The 18983-nt window shown below is 35.8% G+C and carries 21 protein-coding genes; all 21 read left to right on the top strand.

Features of this window, described 5'->3' with window-relative positions; genetic code table 11:
• Nucleotides 1-2 precede the first annotated feature (2 nt).
• The 21 genes from LG211_RS00735 (at nucleotide 3) to LG211_RS00835 (ending at nucleotide 18981) form a co-directional block, all read left to right on the top strand.
• Complete coding sequence (locus LG211_RS00735; RefSeq protein WP_269476836.1) at nucleotides 3-647, top strand: sugar transferase; 645 nt, start codon at nucleotides 3-5, stop codon at nucleotides 645-647.
• The gene (locus LG211_RS00740) at nucleotides 644-1276 is read left to right on the top strand and encodes a NeuD/PglB/VioB family sugar acetyltransferase (protein ID WP_269476837.1); all 633 of its coding nucleotides are present in this window, start codon (nucleotides 644-646) and stop codon (nucleotides 1274-1276) included. Before LG211_RS00735 ends, LG211_RS00740 begins: the two co-directional genes overlap by 4 nt.
• Nucleotides 1277-1302: 26 nt before the next feature.
• Complete coding sequence (locus LG211_RS00745; protein ID WP_269476838.1) at nucleotides 1303-1521, top strand: phosphopantetheine-binding protein; 219 nt, start codon at nucleotides 1303-1305, stop codon at nucleotides 1519-1521.
• A gap of 12 nt (nucleotides 1522-1533) precedes the next feature.
• Nucleotides 1534-3078: an amino acid adenylation domain-containing protein gene (locus LG211_RS00750; RefSeq protein WP_269476839.1), complete on the top strand. Its 1545-nt coding sequence runs from the start codon at nucleotides 1534-1536 to the stop codon at nucleotides 3076-3078.
• Nucleotides 3078-3836 (top strand): SDR family NAD(P)-dependent oxidoreductase, encoded by a 759-nt coding sequence (locus tag LG211_RS00755; protein ID WP_269476840.1) that lies wholly within the window; start codon nucleotides 3078-3080, stop codon nucleotides 3834-3836. Before LG211_RS00750 ends, LG211_RS00755 begins: the two co-directional genes overlap by 1 nt.
• Nucleotides 3837-3851: 15 nt before the next feature.
• Nucleotides 3852-4589 carry an SDR family NAD(P)-dependent oxidoreductase gene (locus tag LG211_RS00760; RefSeq protein ID WP_269476841.1) on the top strand — a complete coding sequence of 246 codons (738 nt, stop codon included), beginning with the start codon at nucleotides 3852-3854 and terminating at the stop codon, nucleotides 4587-4589.
• Nucleotides 4576-4851 (top strand): acyl carrier protein, encoded by a 276-nt coding sequence (locus LG211_RS00765; protein ID WP_269476842.1) that lies wholly within the window; start codon nucleotides 4576-4578, stop codon nucleotides 4849-4851. Before LG211_RS00760 ends, LG211_RS00765 begins: the two co-directional genes overlap by 14 nt.
• Nucleotides 4835-5905 carry a 3-oxoacyl-[acyl-carrier-protein] synthase III C-terminal domain-containing protein gene (locus LG211_RS00770; RefSeq protein ID WP_269476843.1) on the top strand — a complete coding sequence of 357 codons (1071 nt, stop codon included), beginning with the start codon at nucleotides 4835-4837 and terminating at the stop codon, nucleotides 5903-5905. Before LG211_RS00765 ends, LG211_RS00770 begins: the two co-directional genes overlap by 17 nt.
• A gap of 23 nt (nucleotides 5906-5928) precedes the next feature.
• On the top strand, nucleotides 5929-6741 hold the full coding sequence (locus tag LG211_RS00775; protein WP_269476844.1) for a hypothetical protein: 813 nt from the start codon (nucleotides 5929-5931) through the stop codon (nucleotides 6739-6741).
• 6 nt (nucleotides 6742-6747) lie between these two features.
• Nucleotides 6748-7398 carry an MBL fold metallo-hydrolase gene (locus LG211_RS00780; RefSeq protein ID WP_269476845.1) on the top strand — a complete coding sequence of 217 codons (651 nt, stop codon included), beginning with the start codon at nucleotides 6748-6750 and terminating at the stop codon, nucleotides 7396-7398.
• Between the two features lie 116 nt (nucleotides 7399-7514).
• Entirely contained in the window at nucleotides 7515-8777 is a 1263-nt protein-coding gene (locus LG211_RS00785; RefSeq protein WP_269476846.1) for a glycosyltransferase family 4 protein, read from the top strand.
• Entirely contained in the window at nucleotides 8774-10096 is a 1323-nt protein-coding gene (locus LG211_RS00790) for a nucleotide sugar dehydrogenase (protein ID WP_336246012.1), read from the top strand. Before LG211_RS00785 ends, LG211_RS00790 begins: the two co-directional genes overlap by 4 nt.
• Before the next feature lie 3 nt (nucleotides 10097-10099).
• On the top strand, nucleotides 10100-11185 hold the full coding sequence (gene wecB / locus LG211_RS00795) for a non-hydrolyzing UDP-N-acetylglucosamine 2-epimerase (protein ID WP_269476848.1): 1086 nt from the start codon (nucleotides 10100-10102) through the stop codon (nucleotides 11183-11185).
• 19 nt (nucleotides 11186-11204) lie between these two features.
• Nucleotides 11205-12329 carry a glycosyltransferase gene (locus LG211_RS00800; protein WP_269476962.1) on the top strand — a complete coding sequence of 375 codons (1125 nt, stop codon included), beginning with the start codon at nucleotides 11205-11207 and terminating at the stop codon, nucleotides 12327-12329.
• 20 nt (nucleotides 12330-12349) lie between these two features.
• Nucleotides 12350-13096, top strand: coding sequence for a polysaccharide deacetylase family protein (locus tag LG211_RS00805; protein WP_269476849.1), 747 nt, complete (start codon nucleotides 12350-12352; stop codon nucleotides 13094-13096).
• 22 nt (nucleotides 13097-13118) lie between these two features.
• The gene (locus tag LG211_RS00810; RefSeq protein ID WP_269476850.1) at nucleotides 13119-14042 is read left to right on the top strand and encodes a DapH/DapD/GlmU-related protein; all 924 of its coding nucleotides are present in this window, start codon (nucleotides 13119-13121) and stop codon (nucleotides 14040-14042) included.
• Nucleotides 14043-14070: 28 nt separating this feature from the next.
• The gene (locus tag LG211_RS00815; RefSeq protein WP_269476851.1) at nucleotides 14071-14640 is read left to right on the top strand and encodes an acyltransferase; all 570 of its coding nucleotides are present in this window, start codon (nucleotides 14071-14073) and stop codon (nucleotides 14638-14640) included.
• A gap of 29 nt (nucleotides 14641-14669) precedes the next feature.
• Entirely contained in the window at nucleotides 14670-15734 is a 1065-nt protein-coding gene (locus LG211_RS00820; RefSeq protein WP_269476852.1) for a Gfo/Idh/MocA family protein, read from the top strand.
• Between the two features lie 15 nt (nucleotides 15735-15749).
• Nucleotides 15750-16730, top strand: a complete 981-nt coding sequence (locus LG211_RS00825; protein ID WP_269476853.1) for a Gfo/Idh/MocA family protein — start codon at nucleotides 15750-15752, stop codon at nucleotides 16728-16730.
• A gap of 15 nt (nucleotides 16731-16745) precedes the next feature.
• Complete coding sequence (locus LG211_RS00830; protein WP_269476854.1) at nucleotides 16746-17876, top strand: DegT/DnrJ/EryC1/StrS family aminotransferase; 1131 nt, start codon at nucleotides 16746-16748, stop codon at nucleotides 17874-17876.
• A 13-nt stretch (nucleotides 17877-17889) separates the two neighbouring features.
• On the top strand, nucleotides 17890-18981 hold the full coding sequence (locus tag LG211_RS00835) for a glycosyltransferase (protein ID WP_269476855.1): 1092 nt from the start codon (nucleotides 17890-17892) through the stop codon (nucleotides 18979-18981).
• Nucleotides 18982-18983: the final 2 nt, after the last annotated feature.

The raw sequence follows: 18983 nt of genomic DNA on the forward strand, positions 1-18983 counted from the left end.
GGATGGAATATAAGCGTTGCTTTTATGAAAGATATATAAAAAGGCTGGTGGATTTTATACTGGCATCAACCGGTATTATTATATTAAGCCCCATTTTGTTGACTGTAGCATTTTTGGTAAGAATTAAACTGGGAGCACCAGTGCTATATAAGCAACAACGGCCTGGAATCAATGAAAAGGTTTTTACAATTTATAAATTCCGGACTATGACAGATGAAAGAGATATAAATGGTGCTTTGTTACCTGACGAAGTCCGTCTCACTAAATTTGGAAAGATGTTGCGCTCTACAAGCCTGGATGAATTGCCAGAGTTAATAAATATTTTGAAAGGCGATATGGCAATCGTGGGACCAAGACCATTGTTAGTACAATATTTGCCATTATATAATGAAGTCCAGAGAAAAAGACATAACGTGAGACCTGGGATTACTGGATATGCACAAGTAAATGGCAGAAACAGCATCAGCTGGGAAGAAAAGTTTGATTTGGATGTGTATTATGTGATGAATATTAGCCTATTATTAGATTTAAAGATTTTTTTTAAAACATTTCAGGCAGTATTTAGACGGGAAGGGATTAGTAGCGATACATCTGCTACAATGGAAGGTTTTATGGGATCGCCTAATCGGGGAGATGATGAAAAATGAAAGACTTGATTATTGTAGGTGCTGGAGGGTTTGGAAGAGAACTTTTACAAATTATTAAAGAGGTGAATAAAACGAAAGCAACCTGGAATATAAAAGGTTTTATTGATGATAATTTGAAAGCCTTAGATAAATATGAGTGTGACTATGAAGTGATTGGAACAATTAAGGACTACTCCCCCTCTGAAGGAGAAGTTCTTGCCTGTGCGGTAGCCAATCCAATGATGAAAGAAAGCATTATAGGCTCACTGAAATTAAAAGGTGCTACTTTTACTAGTATTGTACATCCTGATGCAATGATTTCCGATTTTGTAGAACTCGGGAAAGGCTTGATTGTATATCGCGGAGCAATGATCGGCCCCAATGTAAAGATTGGAGATTTTGTAACGCTTTTGTCTGCAGGAATTGGACATGATGCGCAGGTTGGAGACTATTCTACAATATCTTCATTTTGTGATATTACAGGAGGAGTAGCCCTTGGAAAAAGAGTATTTTTGTCCAGTAGAGTAAGCATAATTCCTAATCGCAAAATTGGTGATGATGTATATGCATGTGCGGGAAGTGTCATCATGAATAACGTTAGGAAGGGGAGCAAGGTTATGGGGTATCCAGCCAAAAAATTTAGTTTGTAAATTAAAATTATAAAGGAGTATAAGCTATGAACACGAAAGAAATGATTGAAGAGTTGGAAGAAATTCTTGACGTAGAAGAAGGATCGTTAGAATTATCGACAAAACTTGCAGAATTGGAAGAATGGGATTCTGTATCAAAATTGTCTGTTGTTATTTTTTTAGATGAAGAATTCGGTAAAAAAGCAACTGGTGACGATGTTGCAAAGTTTGAAACTGTAAAAGATATCATTGAATATGCACAGTAGTTGGGAGAAGAAATGTATACGAGCATTATTGATTATTTTGAACGTACAACACAAAAATATCCAGACAAGACAGCAGTTATAGATGGAGACCACTTCATCTCTTTTGTAGAACTGTCAGCTCAGGCAAAGCGTATTGCAAATGAAATAATCGCTAACGTTGGCTTGCAAAGAAATGTGCCAATTGCCGTTTATTTAGAAAAGTCAAAAAATACAGTGGCTGCGGACCTGGGGATTTCATACAGCAGTAATTTTTTTATGAATCTGGACACAAAAACCCCGAACGATAGGATTTTGGCAATATTGCAACATACTGAAATAAAGCTGATTCTCACAGATAGGAAATTAGAAAACAAACTATCTCAAATAATTCAGGGTATGGAATTGGATTGTAAGTGCTTAATTATCGATGATATATTAGACCGTAATGAATTTTCGTTAAATGAGGAAGAACTAATTCAGCGACGTGGTTTGCAGATCGACACTGATCCATCATGTATTATAAATACATCAGGCTCCACAGGTATTCCGAAGGGAGTCGTTTTAAACCATAAAAGCTTTTTTGATTTTCTGGATTGGTCCGTCGAAACCTTTAGTCTGGACGAAAAGATTGTAATGGGAAGCCTTTCGCCGAGCGTTTTTGATATTTTTGTTTATGAGCTGTGGCTTATGGCTGGCAACGGTGCAACGATTGTTATTTTAAATAGTAATTTAGCCATGTTCCCTGCAAAGCTTCTGGAACAAATGAAAGAATATTCGGTTAACTTTATTTTTTGGGTGCCTTCCATTATGGTGAACATAGCTAATATGGATTTGCTCACAAAGATTTATTTAGAGGATTTAAGATTAGTTTGGTTCGCTGGCGAAGTTTTTCCAACTAAGCAATTTAACTACTGGAGAAAATCACTGCCTAACGTTAAATTTGCTAATTTATATGGGCCCATTGAAATAACATTAGACTGCACCTATTATATTGTAGAGCGAGAGTTCGAAGACAGTGAGCCATTACCAATCGGATATCCATGTAAAAATACAGATATCCTCATTTTGAATGAGAAAAATCAATTGTGTGAGCCGGGAGAAGAGGGAGAACTATGTGTAAGAGGAACATCACTGGCAATGGGCTACTACAATAACCCAGAAAAGACCGCCATGGCATTTACTCAAAACCCGCTGAACAAATCATATCCAGAGCTCATATACAGAACAGGTGACATTGTCTATATTAATCAATTTGGAGAAATTGCTTTTAAAGGGCGAAAGGATAGTCTAATTAAGCATATGGGTTATCGGATCGAATTGGGTGAGATAGAACATGCCATTATTAATAAATTGAACATTGTTGAATATTGTTGTGTCGTGTATAATAAACAGGCAAAAGAGATTACCTTATTCTATGAATCGCCAGAAGATATTTCTCCGGGTGAATTTAGAAAAGCATTGATATCCTTGTTTCCCAAATATATGATACCTACGGTCTATATTAGAAAGGATATCTTACCAAGGAATACCAATGGAAAAATAGATCGGCAAAAGCTGAGCGAAGAGGTAAATAAATAATGTACAATCCGATGTCTTTGGAAAACAAAAATATTATTGTTACTGGCGGGGCCTCCGGAATAGGGAAGGCTGCTGCAATAGAGATTTCTAAACTGGGTGGAAATGTTTTGCTAGTGGACATAGATGAAATGGGTATGAAACAAACTTTATCATCCTGTTCAGATTCATCACGTGGCGAAGTAATTGATTTGCAAGATAACGAGGCTATTGCAGATACTTTAAAAAGTGAAGCAAAGCTAATGGGAAAGTTTGACGGACTTGTTCATTGTGCAGGAGTGCCATCGGTAGTACCTTTACGAATGTTAAATAGTGACAACTATAAGAAAGTGATGGAAATTAATACATTTGCTGCAATTGAGCTGGTCAGAAATTTTGTGAGCAAAAAGGTATGTGCAGCTAGCGGAGGGTCAATTGTTTTAATATCTTCTGTATACGGAGTCGTTGGCTCGGCATGTAATTTAGCCTATACTGCAAGTAAGGCTGCAATTATTGGAATAACAAAATCGTTGGGGATAGAGCTGGCCTCAAAGAATATACGGGTTAATTGTGTTGCGCCAGGGTTTATTAAAACGAATATGGCAGAAGACGTAGAGCTTAAGTTTGATAAATCGTATAGCGAAGTCATTGAGTCGCTGCACCCCCTAGGGTGGGGTGAAGCTCAGGATATTGCAATGGGAATAGCCTTCCTTTTATCAAATGCATCAAAATGGATGACCGGAGCTGTACTGAATATTGATGGCGGCTATACAGCCCAGTAATATAGGAGGAATCAAATGAAGCCCTATGTATTAATTACAGGTGCATCTTCTGGCGTTGGTAGAGTATTGGCGAAAGAGTTGGCACAAGATTATAATTTAGTTTTAGCTGGAAGAAACAAAAAAGCACTAGAACAAACAGCAGAAGAGTGTAAAAGTGAAACCCTTTATTGGGAACAGGATTTAAGCAATCTGGAAAATCTGGAAAAAAATCTGACAGACTTAATTAGGATACAAGAACTTTCAATTAGTAAATTTGTTCATTGCGCGGGAGATATGAAAATGATGCCCTGCAAAATGTTTAATGCAGAAACCTTTGAAAAAACCTTTGCAGTAAATGTTTTTTCTGCAGCGTTGATTGTTAAAGTATTGACTTCGAGAAAAATAAATAAAAAAGCATTGAATAGTGCAGTTTTTATTTCCAGCAATATCAGTAATAGAGGGGCTAAGACATTTGGCGTTTATGGGTCTTCAAAAGCGGCCTTAGATGGATTAATGAGAAATTTGGCAGTTGAATTAGCGCCGCAGGTTAGAGTAAATTCTATTCTGCCTGGAGCCATGAGAACAAAAATGACAGAAAAGATTTTTGAAGATGCTGCAATGCAGGAGAGGATGCAGCAAAACTATCCTATGGGTATCGGAACTCCTGAGCAACTGACTGGGATGGTAAGGTTGTTACTATCCGATAGGGCTGAATGGGTTACAGGTCAACAGTTTGTTATAGATGGTGGAAGGACCATTGATGTTACAGATTAGAATTGAAAGGACAAGGAAGATGGATAAAATTAAAAATATTTTAAAAGAAATAAGACCGGAATTTGACTTTGAAACCAGTGAGAATTTTATAGAGGATGGATTTTTAGATTCTTTTGATATTGTTACTTTAATCGCAATGATTGAAGAAACCTATAAGGTTTCAATTGATGGGCTGGATATAGTTCCTGAAAACTTTTATTCTTTTGATTCAATTAAAGATTTGATACAGAAGAGCGGAGGATCAATTGAAAACAATATTTAGAAACAAACGGATATCCGGTATACTAGGGATACTGCCGGAGACTATTTCCTACTTTGATGACGAAGTAGACAACTATACTTTCCCGCCAAAGCAGACAATGCGTTTAAAAAAAATTATGGGATATGAATCACACAGGCTCTCAAAGGAAACCAGCTTTGCTTCGGATTTTTGCAAATACGGAGTTGAGTATCTATTAAGCAATCAGATGATTTCCAAAGATGAAATAGGAGCAATCATAGTAGTAACGCTGTCTCCAGATTATTTTCTGCCGCAAATCAGTAACATTGTCCAGGGTGAATGCGGATTTGATGAGGATGTTTTATGTATGGATATTCCTCAAGGATGTTGTGGTTTTCTGATGGGATTGATACAAGCGTTCATGCTATTGGAACACTTAGGGGATAAAAAGGTTTTACTTTGTAATGTTGATGTGTTGAGCAAAAAAGTATCATCTAAAGATAGAAATGATTATCCACTGATTGGAGATGGAGCTGCTATATCGATAATTGAAAATTCGTCTGGCGCAAAGGACGTTCATTGTATTATGAAAATGGACGGGACAAGAAGAAATGCACTTCACATTCCGGCAGGAGGTTTTCGCAGGCCAAATTCAATAGAAACTGCCGAGCTGAAGGATTTAGGTGACGGGAACTTTCGTGCGATGGATCATATGCATATGGATGGTACAAGTGTCTTTAATTTTGTGCAAGAGGAAGTGCCGCCATGCATCCATGAGTTAATGGAATTTTCTGATAAAAAGTTACAAGAAATGGACTATTTCCTTTTTCATCAGCCAAATCGCTTTATGCTCCAAAAATTAAGAGAAAAGCTGCAAGTCCCAGAACAAAAACTTTTTTCCGATTTGGTGACTAAATATGGAAACCCTAGCGGCGTATCAATACCACTTGTGATAGCGGATAACTTGAATCAAGAGCTTGTGTCGGATAAATTTGACTGTGTGTTATCTGCTTTTGGATCAGGACTTGCCTGGGGTGCAATGACTATGGAGCTGGGAGAACTGCGTTTTTGTCAGATGATAGAATCAAACTTATAAGGTGTATATGAAGGGTATGATCTATGGACAATTTTGAATACAAACAAATATTTGAAAAAATAAAGACGATTCGCAATAAAGGAACGGTTTACACGAATTTCTTGCCACTCATGGGGGAAGATAGCAAGAAAAGTTATAGGGCCATTTATACTGAAAACACTGTGGCTTTTTTAAAAAAAGAAGGCTGCGTCGATAAACTGATATTCTGTTCAAATAATAAAGATGAACTAATCACGCATTTGCGAGAGACATTTGCTGATGTTTCTATAGATATATTTTCCAAAGAAAAAACAATTGATGATGATTTTATATGCAATAGTGGCTTTCAAAAATCCGGATTATTACAGCGGATTTCTTTTCCGGATATAAACATGGATGAAGAAACTGTTATGAAGGATGAAAACCTCCGGGATCTTTATACTTGCAGAGATGATAACATAGGAAGATTCGCTGAACCGGGGGAGGAAAGCGAAATTTTTAACTTGTTAAAGCGAACGTTTGATTTACATGTAGATCATATACCATCAAAGCAGGAACTTTTGGAGTACTATATCCTAAATAATAAAATCCTTTTGCACCGAGAGAATGGAATAATTACTACCTTGATTTCTTTTGATATTATAGGTAAGAAATTGTTTATGTTCAGCGTTATAAATTATAGCGATTATAAAAAATTGTGTGCGCTTGAAATGAAGTTACGCAACATTATAAAGACAGAGGGAATTCATTATATGTATACCTATGTGGACTTATTTAATAATCGTGCAATTAGATATCATAAGCGGAGAAATGCAAGATTTGAGGATTTTTATAACCATATATATACAAAGGCTTGAGTAAAAATGATGAAGATCGAGACTTATAGTTATGACTTAATAGATTCGAAAATGTATCTGCTTCTTGAAGGCAACGAGGCGATTGTAATAGACCCCTTTGAAACAGGACAAATTCTTGAGGATTTTCCAGATATACGCATACAAAAAGTATTATTAACACATGAGCATTATGATCATATTTCAGGAGTCAACTGGGTTAAAAAAATGTATGGCAGTGAAGTGATTTGTTCGGAAGCATGTGCGCGAAACTTAACATCACCCATCAGAAATGGATCAAAATACTTTAATGTGTTATTTATAGATAAAGCACAGGACATAAAAGCTTTGGCTAATCAAGTAAGGCCTATGACATGTGAAGCAGACTTTACGTTTAAAGATGAATGGCAGTTTTTATGGAATAAACATAAAATCAAAATGAAAGCAACGCCAGGGCATTCTGAAGGCAGCAGCTGTATTATTGTGGATGATAAAGTTTTATTTACTGGAGATTCGCTGCTTAATGGTATTCCTGTAATAACAAGGTTGCCTGGTGGGAATAAAAGAGATTACGAGCATATTACATTAAAATATTTTAACGAATTAGATACACAGTTACAGGTATATCCGGGACATGGGAAAGGGGCCACTTTAAAAGAGGTTTTGCAAATAGGAATTTAATGAACTTGTAAAAGCGGATGCTGGATATCTGTTATAATGACTGAATGCGCGGGCTATTTATAAATAATGATTTATGAATAGCCAAGGAATTCCAGAGAATAGTGGAGGTATGATAATTGAATATTTGGATTTTAAACCATTATGCAACAGCCATGTATTTTGATGGCTTAGGGCGGCATCAAAGCTTTGGAAAATATTTAATTCAAAAGGGACATAAAGTTAAAATTTTTTGCGCAAGCACTATTCATAATAGCGAGGAGACAATAGAATTATCAGGAAAATTATCTTTGGAAAAAGAAGGTAAAGACGGTGTTCGCTATGTATTCGTGAAGACTCGAAAATATAATGGCAATGGATATTTACGAGTGCGGAATATGATAGATTATTATATAAATGTAAAAAAAACTCTTGAGTATTATCAAAAGAAAGAAAACAAGCCGGACATTATCCTGGCTTCGTCTGTACATCCACTAACTCTTGTTGCTGGTATAAAGATAGCACATAGATTTAAATGTCCATGTGTTTGTGAAGTAAGGGACTTATGGCCTGAAAGTATTGTGGCATATACAAAATATACAGACCGAAATATAGCAGTAAAGTGTTTATATGTATTGGAAAAATGGATTTATAAAAGGGCGGATAGTTTAATATTCACGATAGAGGGTGGAAAGGATTATATAATAGAAAAGCATTGGGCTGATAGTATAGATATGGATAAGATATATTATATAAACAATGGAGTTGATTTAGACCAGTTTTATCATAATTTATCTGTTCATCAAATTAAAGAGGATGCTCTGGAAAATAAAGGTCAGTTTAAGGTGGTTTATGCAGGCGCTATTAGGCCAGCAAATGGTGTTGGGTTTCTCATAAAAAGCATGGGATACTTAAAGGATATCAATGTGACACTTTTGATTTATGGCGATGGAGAACAGACGGAAGAACTGAAGGAATATTGCAGGAATCATAAAATTCAAAACGTTTCTTTTAGAGGTAAAGTAGGCAAGGAGTTTATCCCGTATATATTGTCTAAAAGTGATTTAAACATACTTAACTATCAGAGTGGCGGTTTATGGAAATACGGCGGCAGTCAGAATAAACTGTTTGAGTATTTGGCTAGCGGAACGCCCATCCTAGCAAACATTAAAACGGGATACGATCCAATTGAAAAATTCCATTGCGGTATTGCTGAAAACTTTAAAAATGAACATGAGTATAGCAATGCTATCTTAAGTTTTATCAACATGGAAAAAAAACAATATGAAAGAATTTGTGACAATGCTAAACAAACAGCTAAAATGTATGATTTTCTTGTATTAACAGAACGGTTAGAAAAAGTTTTGATGGATACGATTGCATCTAATGCATTGAAAGGGTGAAAAAATTGAAAAGTAAACTTTTAAATAAAATTAAAAAAAGAAAGATTAAAGTTGGTGTTGTTGGTTTAGGTTATGTTGGATTGCCTCTTGCGGTCGAAAAAGCTAAAGCAGGTTTTGAGACTATTGGTTTTGACATACAAACAGAAAAGGTCGAGATGGTAAATGCGGGAAAGAACTATATTGGAGATGTGGTAGATAAGGAGCTTGCTAGTTTAGTTAAGGAAAAACGATTGAAGGCTACAACTGATTTTAGTTTTGTTAGTGAAGTGGATTTTGTGGCGATTTGTGTTCCAACGCCTTTAGATTCGCACCAACAACCGGATATTAGCTATGTCAAATCATCTGCCCAAAAAATTGGGGAGTTTTTAAATCCAGAGACTATTGTTGTTTTGGAATCTACAACATATCCTGGAACTACGGAAGAATTATTAAAACCTATATTAGAGGAAGTCTCGGGACTGACCTGTGGAAAGGATTTTTACTTAGGCTTTTCACCAGAAAGAGTGGATCCGGGAAACTTAATATATAAGACAAAAAATACGCCAAAGGTAGTTGGTGGCGTTGGAGCAGAGGCTACAGAAGTAATTGCGGCGATGTACAGAGCCGTATTAGATGGAGATGTTTTTGAAGCATCTTCACCAGCAGTAGCTGAAATGGAAAAAATCCTGGAGAACACATATCGAAATATTAATATTGGGTTGGCCAATGAAATGGCAATGCTCTGCGACAAGTTAAATATTAATTACTGGGAGGTCGTAGAGGCGGCAAGTACAAAGCCCTATGGGTTTCAACCATTTTATCCGGGCCCTGGTTTAGGAGGACACTGTATACCACTTGATCCATACTATCTTTCTTGGAAGGCAAGAGAGTATGGATTTCATACATCTATGATAGAGAGTTCGATGATGATTAATGATAAAATGCCAGAATATTGCGTCCAGCGAGCCAGCAGAATTTTAAATAACTTTGAAAAATCATTAAAAGGCGCCCGTATACTAGTTTTGGGTATTGCGTATAAACAAGATATAGATGATTATAGAGAGAGTCCAGCCATTGATGTGATAAAGTTGTTAGAAGAAAACGGAGCAGCGGTGGATTTTTACGATCCCTTTATAAGTGCATATAAAAAAGGAGAAAGGATGCATAAGGGCCTAAAAAGCATTGATAATCAGATTCTAGCAGAGTATGATTTGATAATAATCACAACTGCGCATTCTGTGGTTGATTATAATATGGTGCAAAAAAATGCAAAAGCCATTTTTGACACAAAAAATGCAATGAAAAATATAAAACAAAGAAAGAATATCGAGGTATTATAGACGGTGAAGATTATTACAATTCTAGGAGCAAGACCACAATTTATTAAAGCAGCAGTGGTTTCCAGGGAGATCCGTAAAAAGTATGAAGAGGTAATAGTTCATACTGGGCAACATTATGACTATAATATGTCAGAAGTTTTTTTTGAAGAACTAAAGATTCCAAGGCCTCATTATAATTTGGGGGTTAACGGTGGAAATCACGGAAAAATGACAGGAGAAATGCTTATAAAAATTGAAGAAGTTTTACTCCAAGAAAAACCACACTTAGTTATTGTATATGGAGATACAAATTCTACACTTGCAGGTGCGTTGGCTGCAGTAAAACTTCATATTCCAGTTTGTCATATAGAAGCTGGAGTTAGACTAGGAACTCTTCATAATCCGGAAGAAGTCAACAGAATTGTTACTGATCACGTTTCAAATTTACTTTTATGCTGTACAAAATCAGGGGTTGGATTCTTGGAGAAAGAAGGAATTAAAGCGCAAATTGCTTTAATTGGAGATCCTATGTATGATGCATTTAATTACTATAGTAACTCTTTGAATAATATATCAAGAACTTTAACTGGAATTGAAGAGAAAGCAATTACCATACCTGACAAGTATTATTACTTGACATGCCACAGACCAGAAAATACAGATAATAAGGAAGCTTTATTGGAAATCCTCAAAGCTGCTGATAGCCTGGATAGTATATGTATTTATCCAGTGCATCCCAGGAATAAAGAGGCTGTTACAACACTGAAAAAGGAATATGGCTTTAATAATATATATCTATGTGAACCAGTTAGTTACATGACAAGTATTTATTTGTTACTTCATTGTAAAAAAGTAATTACAGATTCAGGAGGCTTGCAAAGAGAAGCTTTTTTTGCAAAAAAGCAATGCATAACAGTTTTTAATCAAGTGATATGGCCTGAAACGATGATAAACAATCGAAATCAATTAGCAAACGCCAAAGAAAATGATATACTTGAAAAATTAGCCTTAGAACAGTCATTGGCAGGATGTGAAGAACCATTTGGTGATGGTAACTCTGCAAAAAAGATTGTAATAGCTATCGAGGATTTTTTTAGTAGAAAAGTATGAGGTGACTCTATTGGATAATATGCGGTGCATTTTCCATGTCCCTATGACAATTAGTGATCAACCAAAATCCGGGTCAGGTATTCGTCCCCTTAAAATGCTTCAGGCATTTAGAGACATTGGGTATGATGTTTCTGTTGTGATGGGAAATGGAAAAGAAAGAAAAAAAGCAATCCAAAATATAAAAAAAGAAATAAGAAAGGGAGAGAAGTTTGATTTCTTGTATTCAGAAAGCAGCACTATGCCAACCTTATTAACTGAAAAAAACCATATTCCGCGATATCCTTTGCTAGACTTTCAATTTTTCCTGTATTGTAAAAACAACGGAATTAAAATTGGATTGTTTTATCGGGATATATACTGGAAGTTCCCAGTATATAAAAAAACAGTTGCTGCACATAAACGATTATTAAGCATTCCTCTATACAAATATGATCTTGAAAAATACAAGAAATTATTGGATATTTGTTATGTGCCATCCCTTGATTTTTCTACTTACCTTAATAAGGAATTAAACTATCATGTGTTACCGCCTGGTGGAACGTTTGATTTAGATTTTCTCAGAGAACGTAAATTACGTGTCAGCGGATACAGGGAGGAGCGCACTAATGAACTAAATATTTTTTACGTTGGTGGTATTGCAGGACTACACGATATTACACAATTCTGTTCAGTAGTTTTGAGTGACCCAAGACTTCATCTTACTATATGTTGTAAAATGGAAGATTGGAAACTGCATCATTCACAATATGAAAAGTTTCTATGCGATCGTATAAAAGTGATTCATAAAAGTGGTTCTGAGCTAGAGGAATATTTTTTAGATGCAGATATTGCTGGTTTATACTATAAGAATGAAATTTATCGAGATTTTGCAATGCCAGTCAAGCTCTTTGAATATGTTTGCTATGGTGTACCTGTTATAGCGACAAAGGGTACAGTAGCTCAGGAATTTGTCACACAAAATGATGTTGGTTGGGCGGTCAATTATAATGAAGAAGATTTGTCCGGCCTTTTTGTTCATTTATGTGATAACTACGGTGAGGTGGTTCAAAAAATGCAAAATTGCATTAGTTGTGCTAAAGATAACTCCTGGGAAGCTAGAGCAAAACAAGTATCAGATGATTTAAAACAGCTTTCTATAAAATAATGCAGGAAGGAAAGGTTTTTATGGATTTTACATTTGATGAATATGCGGCAATTATCGATTCATTAAAGCGATCGGGCTACAAGATTACAGACTATCAGTGTTCCCAGTATGCTGCGGGTAAAAGAGCAATATTACGGCATGATGTAGATCTTTCTTTAGAAAAAGCAGCAATTTTTTCGGATTTTGAAAGGCAGCTGGATGTTTCTTCAACCTACTTTATTCTACTTACCTCCGACTTTTATAATTTCTTGTGTAGGGATTCTTTGGAATCAATTAAGCGAATATTAGATAACGGCCATGAAATCGGGTTGCATTTTGATGAAACACAATACAATTTTGCTTTCGATACTAATAGAAATGAAGCGATGTGTTCAGCAATTCAGAAAGAGGCTATGCTCATGGAAGAAATTATTGGCAGCGATTATAAAGTGAGGTCGGTATCCATGCATATTCCATCGAAAGCCACATTAGAATCGAATTTAGAAATTCCGGGCATTGTCAATTCATATAGCAAAGAGTTTTTTATGAATTGGAAATATGTTTCAGATAGTGAGATGCGTTGGAGAGAGGACGTGTTTGATATAATTAATAGCGGGAAGTATGCGGATTTACATATCTTGACACATCCATTCTGGTACAGTGAAAGCAATGAAACAAAACAATATAAGGTATACAATTTTTTAAAGGCCAGAAAAGTTGCAGCTTTTAATGATATGAAGATAATTACGCCTGGAATAGAAACGGAAACAGACTTAGAATCTATATGATTTAATAGGAGGAAAATTCGCTATGAAAAAGTTTGAATTCCAATATAATATTAAAGATCTGGAACAAACAGGGCTATGTAGCAAAATTGCAAATAAATTTATAATTAAACATGTCGCATCTATAACGAACCCCGATTCCTACTCGTTGATGTTTGTCCAAAAATTGAACAAGAAAATTGAAAATAAGTTGCTGAATGTTTTGGAAAGTTTAATTATTTTGCCTATACAAAAATGGGAACTTCCGAAAGAAATTCTTGAAAATAATGAATGTATTTATACAGAGAACCCCAGACTGCAATATGCTAAGATTTTCTCGCATATTTTACAGAAACAGCGAAAAAACGATTCGAAGTATAAAATGATAAATAATAGCCGGGTTGGTGAAAATGTGACTATTGGTGAAAATGTAGAGATAGAGCCATTTTGTGTTATTGAGAACAATTCAATCATAGGAAATAATTGTATCATTAGATCAGGCACAAAAGTTTGCAGTAATGTAGAACTTGCAAATAATGTTATTATTGGAGAGAATAGTGTTATAGGTAGTCAAGGATTTGGTTTTGAACGTGATACGTCAGGGAAGGCATATCGATTGCCCCATGTAGGAGGAGTGACAATTGATCAAAATGTCGAAATAGGAGCGCGTTGCACAATTAACAGCGGAACGATTGACCCTACGATTATCGGAAGAAATGTGATGATTGATGATAATGTATTTATAGGACACAATGCAATTGTAAAGGAAGGATGTACAATTGTTGGTAATGCGGTGATAGGGGGGAGCAGTGTAATAGGAGAAGACACGTATTTTGGGCCTAATTCCTATATTATGAATGGAAAACGTGTAGGAAGAAATTGCAAGATTGGCGTTGGCTCCATAGCAATAAAAAATATTTCAGATGAAACTACAGTGTTTGGATTTCCAGCAAAAATACTTAAATTATAGATAAAGGAAGTAATTAAAGGAGGATCATATGGCAGAGTATTTTGTACATGAGTCGAGTTACATTGATGAAGGAGTTAAAATAGGAAAAGGAACAAAGATTTGGTATTTTTGCCATATTCAATCGAATGCACAAATAGGTGAAGATTGCTCCTTTGGGCAGAATGTCAATGTAGCCAATGACGTTATTATTGGAGATGGTTGTAGAGTTCAGAATAATGTTTCAATTTATCAGGGTGTTGAATTGGAATCTCAAGTTTTCTGCGGACCGTCAATGGTCTTTACAAATGATCTTACACCCAGAGCAAGTTACCCGAAGGGTAGCGAGAATTATCAAAAAACAATTTTACGTCAAGGCGCATCAATTGGCGCCAATGCGACAATCGTATGCGGACACGAGGTAGGGGCATGGGCTATGGTAGCAGCAGGAGCTGTTGTGACAAAAAATGTACCTGCATATGCTTTGGTAGCAGGAGTTCCTGCCCGCCAAATCGGATGGGTTTGCCAGTGTGGTGAGATCTTACAAAGTGATTTACGCTGTAAAGTTTGTGGCAAGGAATATGAATCTCAAAAAAAGGGGATTGTCTTAAAAGATAAATAACTAAAAGAAACGATTGAGGAGAATTGATTATGAAATATGCATTAATTGGTTGTGGTCGAATTGCGACAAATCATTTAAAAGCGGCGGCTAATAACGAATTGAATATTGTAGCATTATGTGATATCGTAAAAGAGCAGATGGACTTTTTGGCGGGTAAGCATAATCTGACTAACTTGAGTAAATTTATTGATTATAAAGAAATGATTGCTGTAGCTGAACCGGAACTTGTTAGCATTGCGACAGAAAGCGGGAACCATGCTGAAATTGCACTGTACTGTATTGAACATGGGATTCATGTAATTATTGAAAAGCCGATGGCAATGAGTATTGCTGATGCAGATAAGATTATTGCATTAGCGGAAGCTAAGGGTGTGAAAGTTTCCGCATGTCATCAAAACAGATTTAATCTGGCAGTTCAAGAATTGCGCAAGGCAATAGAAGCTCAGCGTTTTGGTAAATTATCTCATGGAACCGTACATGTTAGATGGAATCGCGGTCCTCAGTACTATCAGCAAGCGCCTTGGAGAGGGACTTGGGCGCAGGATGGTGGAGCCTTGATGAATCAGTGCATTCATGGTATTGACTTGCTTAGATGGATGATGGGTGATGAAATCGAAGAAATATATGGAGTGACGAGACAGCAATTCCATAACTATTTAGAAGCAGAAGATGTTGGAATGGCAGTAATAAAATTTAAAAATGGTGCCATTGGGACAATCGAAGGAACCACAAACGTTTTTCCAAAAAATCTTGAAGAAACCTTGTATATTTTTGGAGAAAAAGGCACTGTAAAAATAGGCGGAACATCAACCAATAATATTGATGTATGGGAATTTGAAGATGAAAACGCAAGTGACAAAAAAAATAAAGGACTGGAGGAAGCTACAAGTAATGTTTATGGAAATGGTCATACCAGTTTATTCTCTGATATGATTGCTTCAATTAAGGAGGATAGAAAACCTTACGTTGACGCCTATGCTGGCAAAAATGCTTTGGAAGTAGTCCTTGCTATATATAAAAGTCAAAAAAGTGGAAAACCGATCAAACTGCCATTAAATGAATTTTCAAGCTTGGATATGATGGGAGAATTTTAAAATTGGAGGAGTAGCATGATAAATATTGCATTGATAGGTTATGGATATTGGGGACCCAATGTTGCTAGAAACTTATATAAAAATAAAGCTTATAAACTTTCTGCAATCTGTGATAAAAAAGTAGAGAGGCTAAAGTTGGCGAAAGACTTATATGGCGAAGCTACTCAGTATATGCAAGATTATGATAAGATTTTGCATAATAATAACATAGAAGCTGTTGCGTTAGCAGTAGAAACAAGTGCACATTACCGTCTTGCCAGGGAAGCATTGCTGGCTGGTAAGCATGTATATGTTGAAAAACCGTTTACTGATAATGTCAAGGATGCGATAGAGCTATATGAGTTGGCAAAACAAAACAAACTTAGGATACATGTAGATCATATAATGGTGTACCATCCAATTATTAGGAAAATAAAGGAAGTGATAGATAGTGGCGATTTAGGAGATATTTTGTATTTTGATTGTTCCCGCATTAATTTAGGGCAAATTAAAAATGATGTTAGTGCAATGTGGGATTTAAGCGTACATGACCTCTCCATTGTAGATTTTTTATCAGATGGAGCAGAGCCAATCAGTATTAATGCAATGGGCGAAAAAATATATTCCGAAAAGGAATCCATAACGTTTCTAAATTTAAAATATGAAAATTTTTTGGCAAGTATTACTGCAAGTTGGTTGTCCCCAATAAAAGAGCGTCGAATTATTATTGCTGGAACAAAAAAAATGCTTGTTTATGATGATGTAGACGTATTAAATAAGCTAATTATCTATGATAAAGGATTTGATACGAATAAAAATGTTGAATATGAAGACTATGTAATAAAAACTCGTGGAGGTGATGCGATTATCCCTCGATTAGAGCAGGGCGATGCATTATTTAATAGTTTAGAACATTTCAGACAATGTATTATAAAACAACAAGATTCTTTAACAGATGCTAAAGCAGCAATACGAATGATTAAAATTTTAGAAACTGCAGATAAGCAGTTAAAATAAACAGGAGAAGATATAATGCAATTTATAGATTTGCACAAACAGTACGACCGTATTAAAGAAGATGTTCAAAAAAGCATGGAACAAGTATATCGTCACAAACGTTTCATAATGGGTGAAGAAGTCTGCGAATTAGAGTCGAGATTACAGGAATATACAAAAGTTAAGCATGTTATTACTTGTGCTAGTGGTACTGATGCATTGACTATTCCGTTAATGGCAAAAAATCTTACAAGAAAAAATGCCGTGTTCGTTCCTTCATTTACATTTTTTGCTTCAGCAGAGAGTATTACATTAGCAGGAGGAACCCCAGTTTTTGTTGACTCAGAATGGGATACATTCAATATGGATCCCGTTGATTTAGAAAAAAAAATATTATCAACACAGCAAACAACAGACTTGGAACCAAGTGGTGTAATTGCTGTTGATTTATTTGGATTACCGGCAGACCACAAAGAAATATGTAAAGTTGCGGATAAATATAATCTATTTGTTCTAGAAGATGCGGCTCAGGGTTTTGGTGGAAATATTGAAGGGAAAAAAGCAGCGAGCTTTGGGAATATTGCTGCAACATCTTTCTTCCCGGCTAAACCGTTAGGCTGTTATGGAGACGGCGGTGCAATATTCACTGATGATGATCAACTGGCAGATTTAATAAGATCAATTCATATCCATGGACAGGGTGTGGATAAATATGATAACGTTAGAATTGGCCTGAATAGCAGGCTAGATACGATGCAGGCTGTTATTTTATTGGCAAAGTTGAAAATATTTGATGAGGAACTTGAACGCCGCAATGAGGTGGCGGATTTATATTCGCAGCAGTTAGAAGATCTCTTAGAAATACCAATAGTGCCAAATGGTTATCATTCTAGCTGGGCGCAGTATACTGTAAAGGCTGAAAATCAGGATCAACGTGATACGATAGTGAAAGCATTGAAATCACAGGATATTCCGGTTATGATTTATTACTCAGTGCCAGCGCATAAATCAACTGCGTATTCGAAGAAAATAAAAGTGGAAAACGATAATCTTAGAATATGTGAAAGGCTGAGCAGTACAGTATTCAGTTTACCAATGCATCCTTATTTGGAAAAACATGAGATTACAAAGATTTGTGATGCCGTAAAAAAATCAATAAAAGCTTAATGTGGGGGATACAATGAGAGTTTTACATGGTATGCGAGAAGTTGCAGGACAAGCCTATTACTCTGTAAAAGGGCTTAGAAGACAAGGATGTAGAGCAGATTTGATTCTCTGGGACCCTTCACCTTTTGGTTATCCTGTTGATAAATGTTTGAACATTGATTTTGCAAATAAAAAGAAGTATCCTTGGTATGTAATAAAATTAGGATGTAATTTTATTAGTTCTTTATTTAAGTATGATGTGTTTCATTTTCACTTTGGGCACAGCTTATTGCCGTTTGGTATTGATTTGCCAGTACTGAAGTTATTCAGGAAAAAAATCATTTGTGAGTTTCATGGCGATGATGTGAGAAATCCACAATTTATTAAGAAATTTTATAAATATGTAGACTTTGAAATTTATATGGGCAGTCAAGATGCTAAAGTGCTGAAAGAAAGACGTAGTAAAAGAGTAAAATATATAATGAAGTATGCTGATCATGTGGTTTTACATGATGATGAATTGGTTTCGCATGTAAAGGCAGAGGGATTAACTGCTATAAGTGTAGTTCCACTCAGATTGGATGTTAATAGTATTACACCTTGCTATCCTGAGAATACAAATGAAAAAAGAATTAATATTGTTCATGCGCCATCGGGCAATGGCAAAGGGACAAAGTGGTTTCTTGAAGCAATGGAGAAGCTTTCACAAAAACATAATATTAACCTTATTCTAATACGTAACCTGCCTCAACAAGAAGCCTTTAAAGAGTATATGAAAGCAGATATTATTTTTGACCAAATTACCGTTGGGACTTATGGTGTTTTTGCCATCGAAGCAATGGCCATGGGTAAACCAGTGATCACGTATATATCTGAAGATATGAAAAAAAAATTGCCAAAAGATTTACCGATTGTTAGTGCGACGCCGGATTCATTGTATGGTGTATTGGAGTCTTTAATTTTAGATTCTGAACTACGCAATCATTTAGGAAAACAGGGGCGGCAATATGCATGTAAATATCATGATTGTGGGAACAATGCAGCAGTGCTGAAGGCGATATATGAGGGAAAAGAAAATGGACTAACGGGGGAAGCAGCGTTTAATCAAGTTGTGAGAAAGGTTTAAGT

The organism is Hominibacterium faecale (assembly GCF_020734085.1).
GTDB classification, from domain to species: Bacteria; Bacillota; Clostridia; order Peptostreptococcales; family Anaerovoracaceae; genus Hominibacterium; species Hominibacterium faecale.

Bases quoted from the DNA above. Each gene is read 5' to 3' on its own strand.
- LG211_RS00735 (WP_269476836.1), top strand. From the start codon at position 3: ATGGAATATAAGCGTTGCTTTTATGAAAGATATATAAAAAGGCTGGTG.
- LG211_RS00740 (WP_269476837.1), top strand. From the start codon at position 644: ATGAAAGACTTGATTATTGTAGGTGCTGGAGGGTTTGGAAGAGAACTT.
- LG211_RS00745 (WP_269476838.1), top strand. From the start codon at position 1,303: ATGAACACGAAAGAAATGATTGAAGAGTTGGAAGAAATTCTTGACGTA.
- LG211_RS00750 (WP_269476839.1), top strand. From the start codon at position 1,534: ATGTATACGAGCATTATTGATTATTTTGAACGTACAACACAAAAATAT.
- LG211_RS00755 (WP_269476840.1), top strand. From the start codon at position 3,078: ATGTACAATCCGATGTCTTTGGAAAACAAAAATATTATTGTTACTGGC.
- LG211_RS00760 (WP_269476841.1), top strand. From the start codon at position 3,852: ATGAAGCCCTATGTATTAATTACAGGTGCATCTTCTGGCGTTGGTAGA.
- LG211_RS00765 (WP_269476842.1), top strand. From the start codon at position 4,576: ATGTTACAGATTAGAATTGAAAGGACAAGGAAGATGGATAAAATTAAA.
- LG211_RS00775 (WP_269476844.1), top strand. From the start codon at position 5,929: ATGGACAATTTTGAATACAAACAAATATTTGAAAAAATAAAGACGATT.
- LG211_RS00780 (WP_269476845.1), top strand. From the start codon at position 6,748: ATGATGAAGATCGAGACTTATAGTTATGACTTAATAGATTCGAAAATG.
- LG211_RS00800 (WP_269476962.1), top strand. From the start codon at position 11,205: ATGCGGTGCATTTTCCATGTCCCTATGACAATTAGTGATCAACCAAAA.
- LG211_RS00805 (WP_269476849.1), top strand. From the start codon at position 12,350: ATGGATTTTACATTTGATGAATATGCGGCAATTATCGATTCATTAAAG.
- LG211_RS00810 (WP_269476850.1), top strand. From the start codon at position 13,119: ATGAAAAAGTTTGAATTCCAATATAATATTAAAGATCTGGAACAAACA.
- LG211_RS00815 (WP_269476851.1), top strand. From the start codon at position 14,071: ATGGCAGAGTATTTTGTACATGAGTCGAGTTACATTGATGAAGGAGTT.
- LG211_RS00820 (WP_269476852.1), top strand. From the start codon at position 14,670: ATGAAATATGCATTAATTGGTTGTGGTCGAATTGCGACAAATCATTTA.
- LG211_RS00825 (WP_269476853.1), top strand. From the start codon at position 15,750: ATGATAAATATTGCATTGATAGGTTATGGATATTGGGGACCCAATGTT.
- LG211_RS00830 (WP_269476854.1), top strand. From the start codon at position 16,746: ATGCAATTTATAGATTTGCACAAACAGTACGACCGTATTAAAGAAGAT.
- LG211_RS00835 (WP_269476855.1), top strand. From the start codon at position 17,890: ATGAGAGTTTTACATGGTATGCGAGAAGTTGCAGGACAAGCCTATTAC.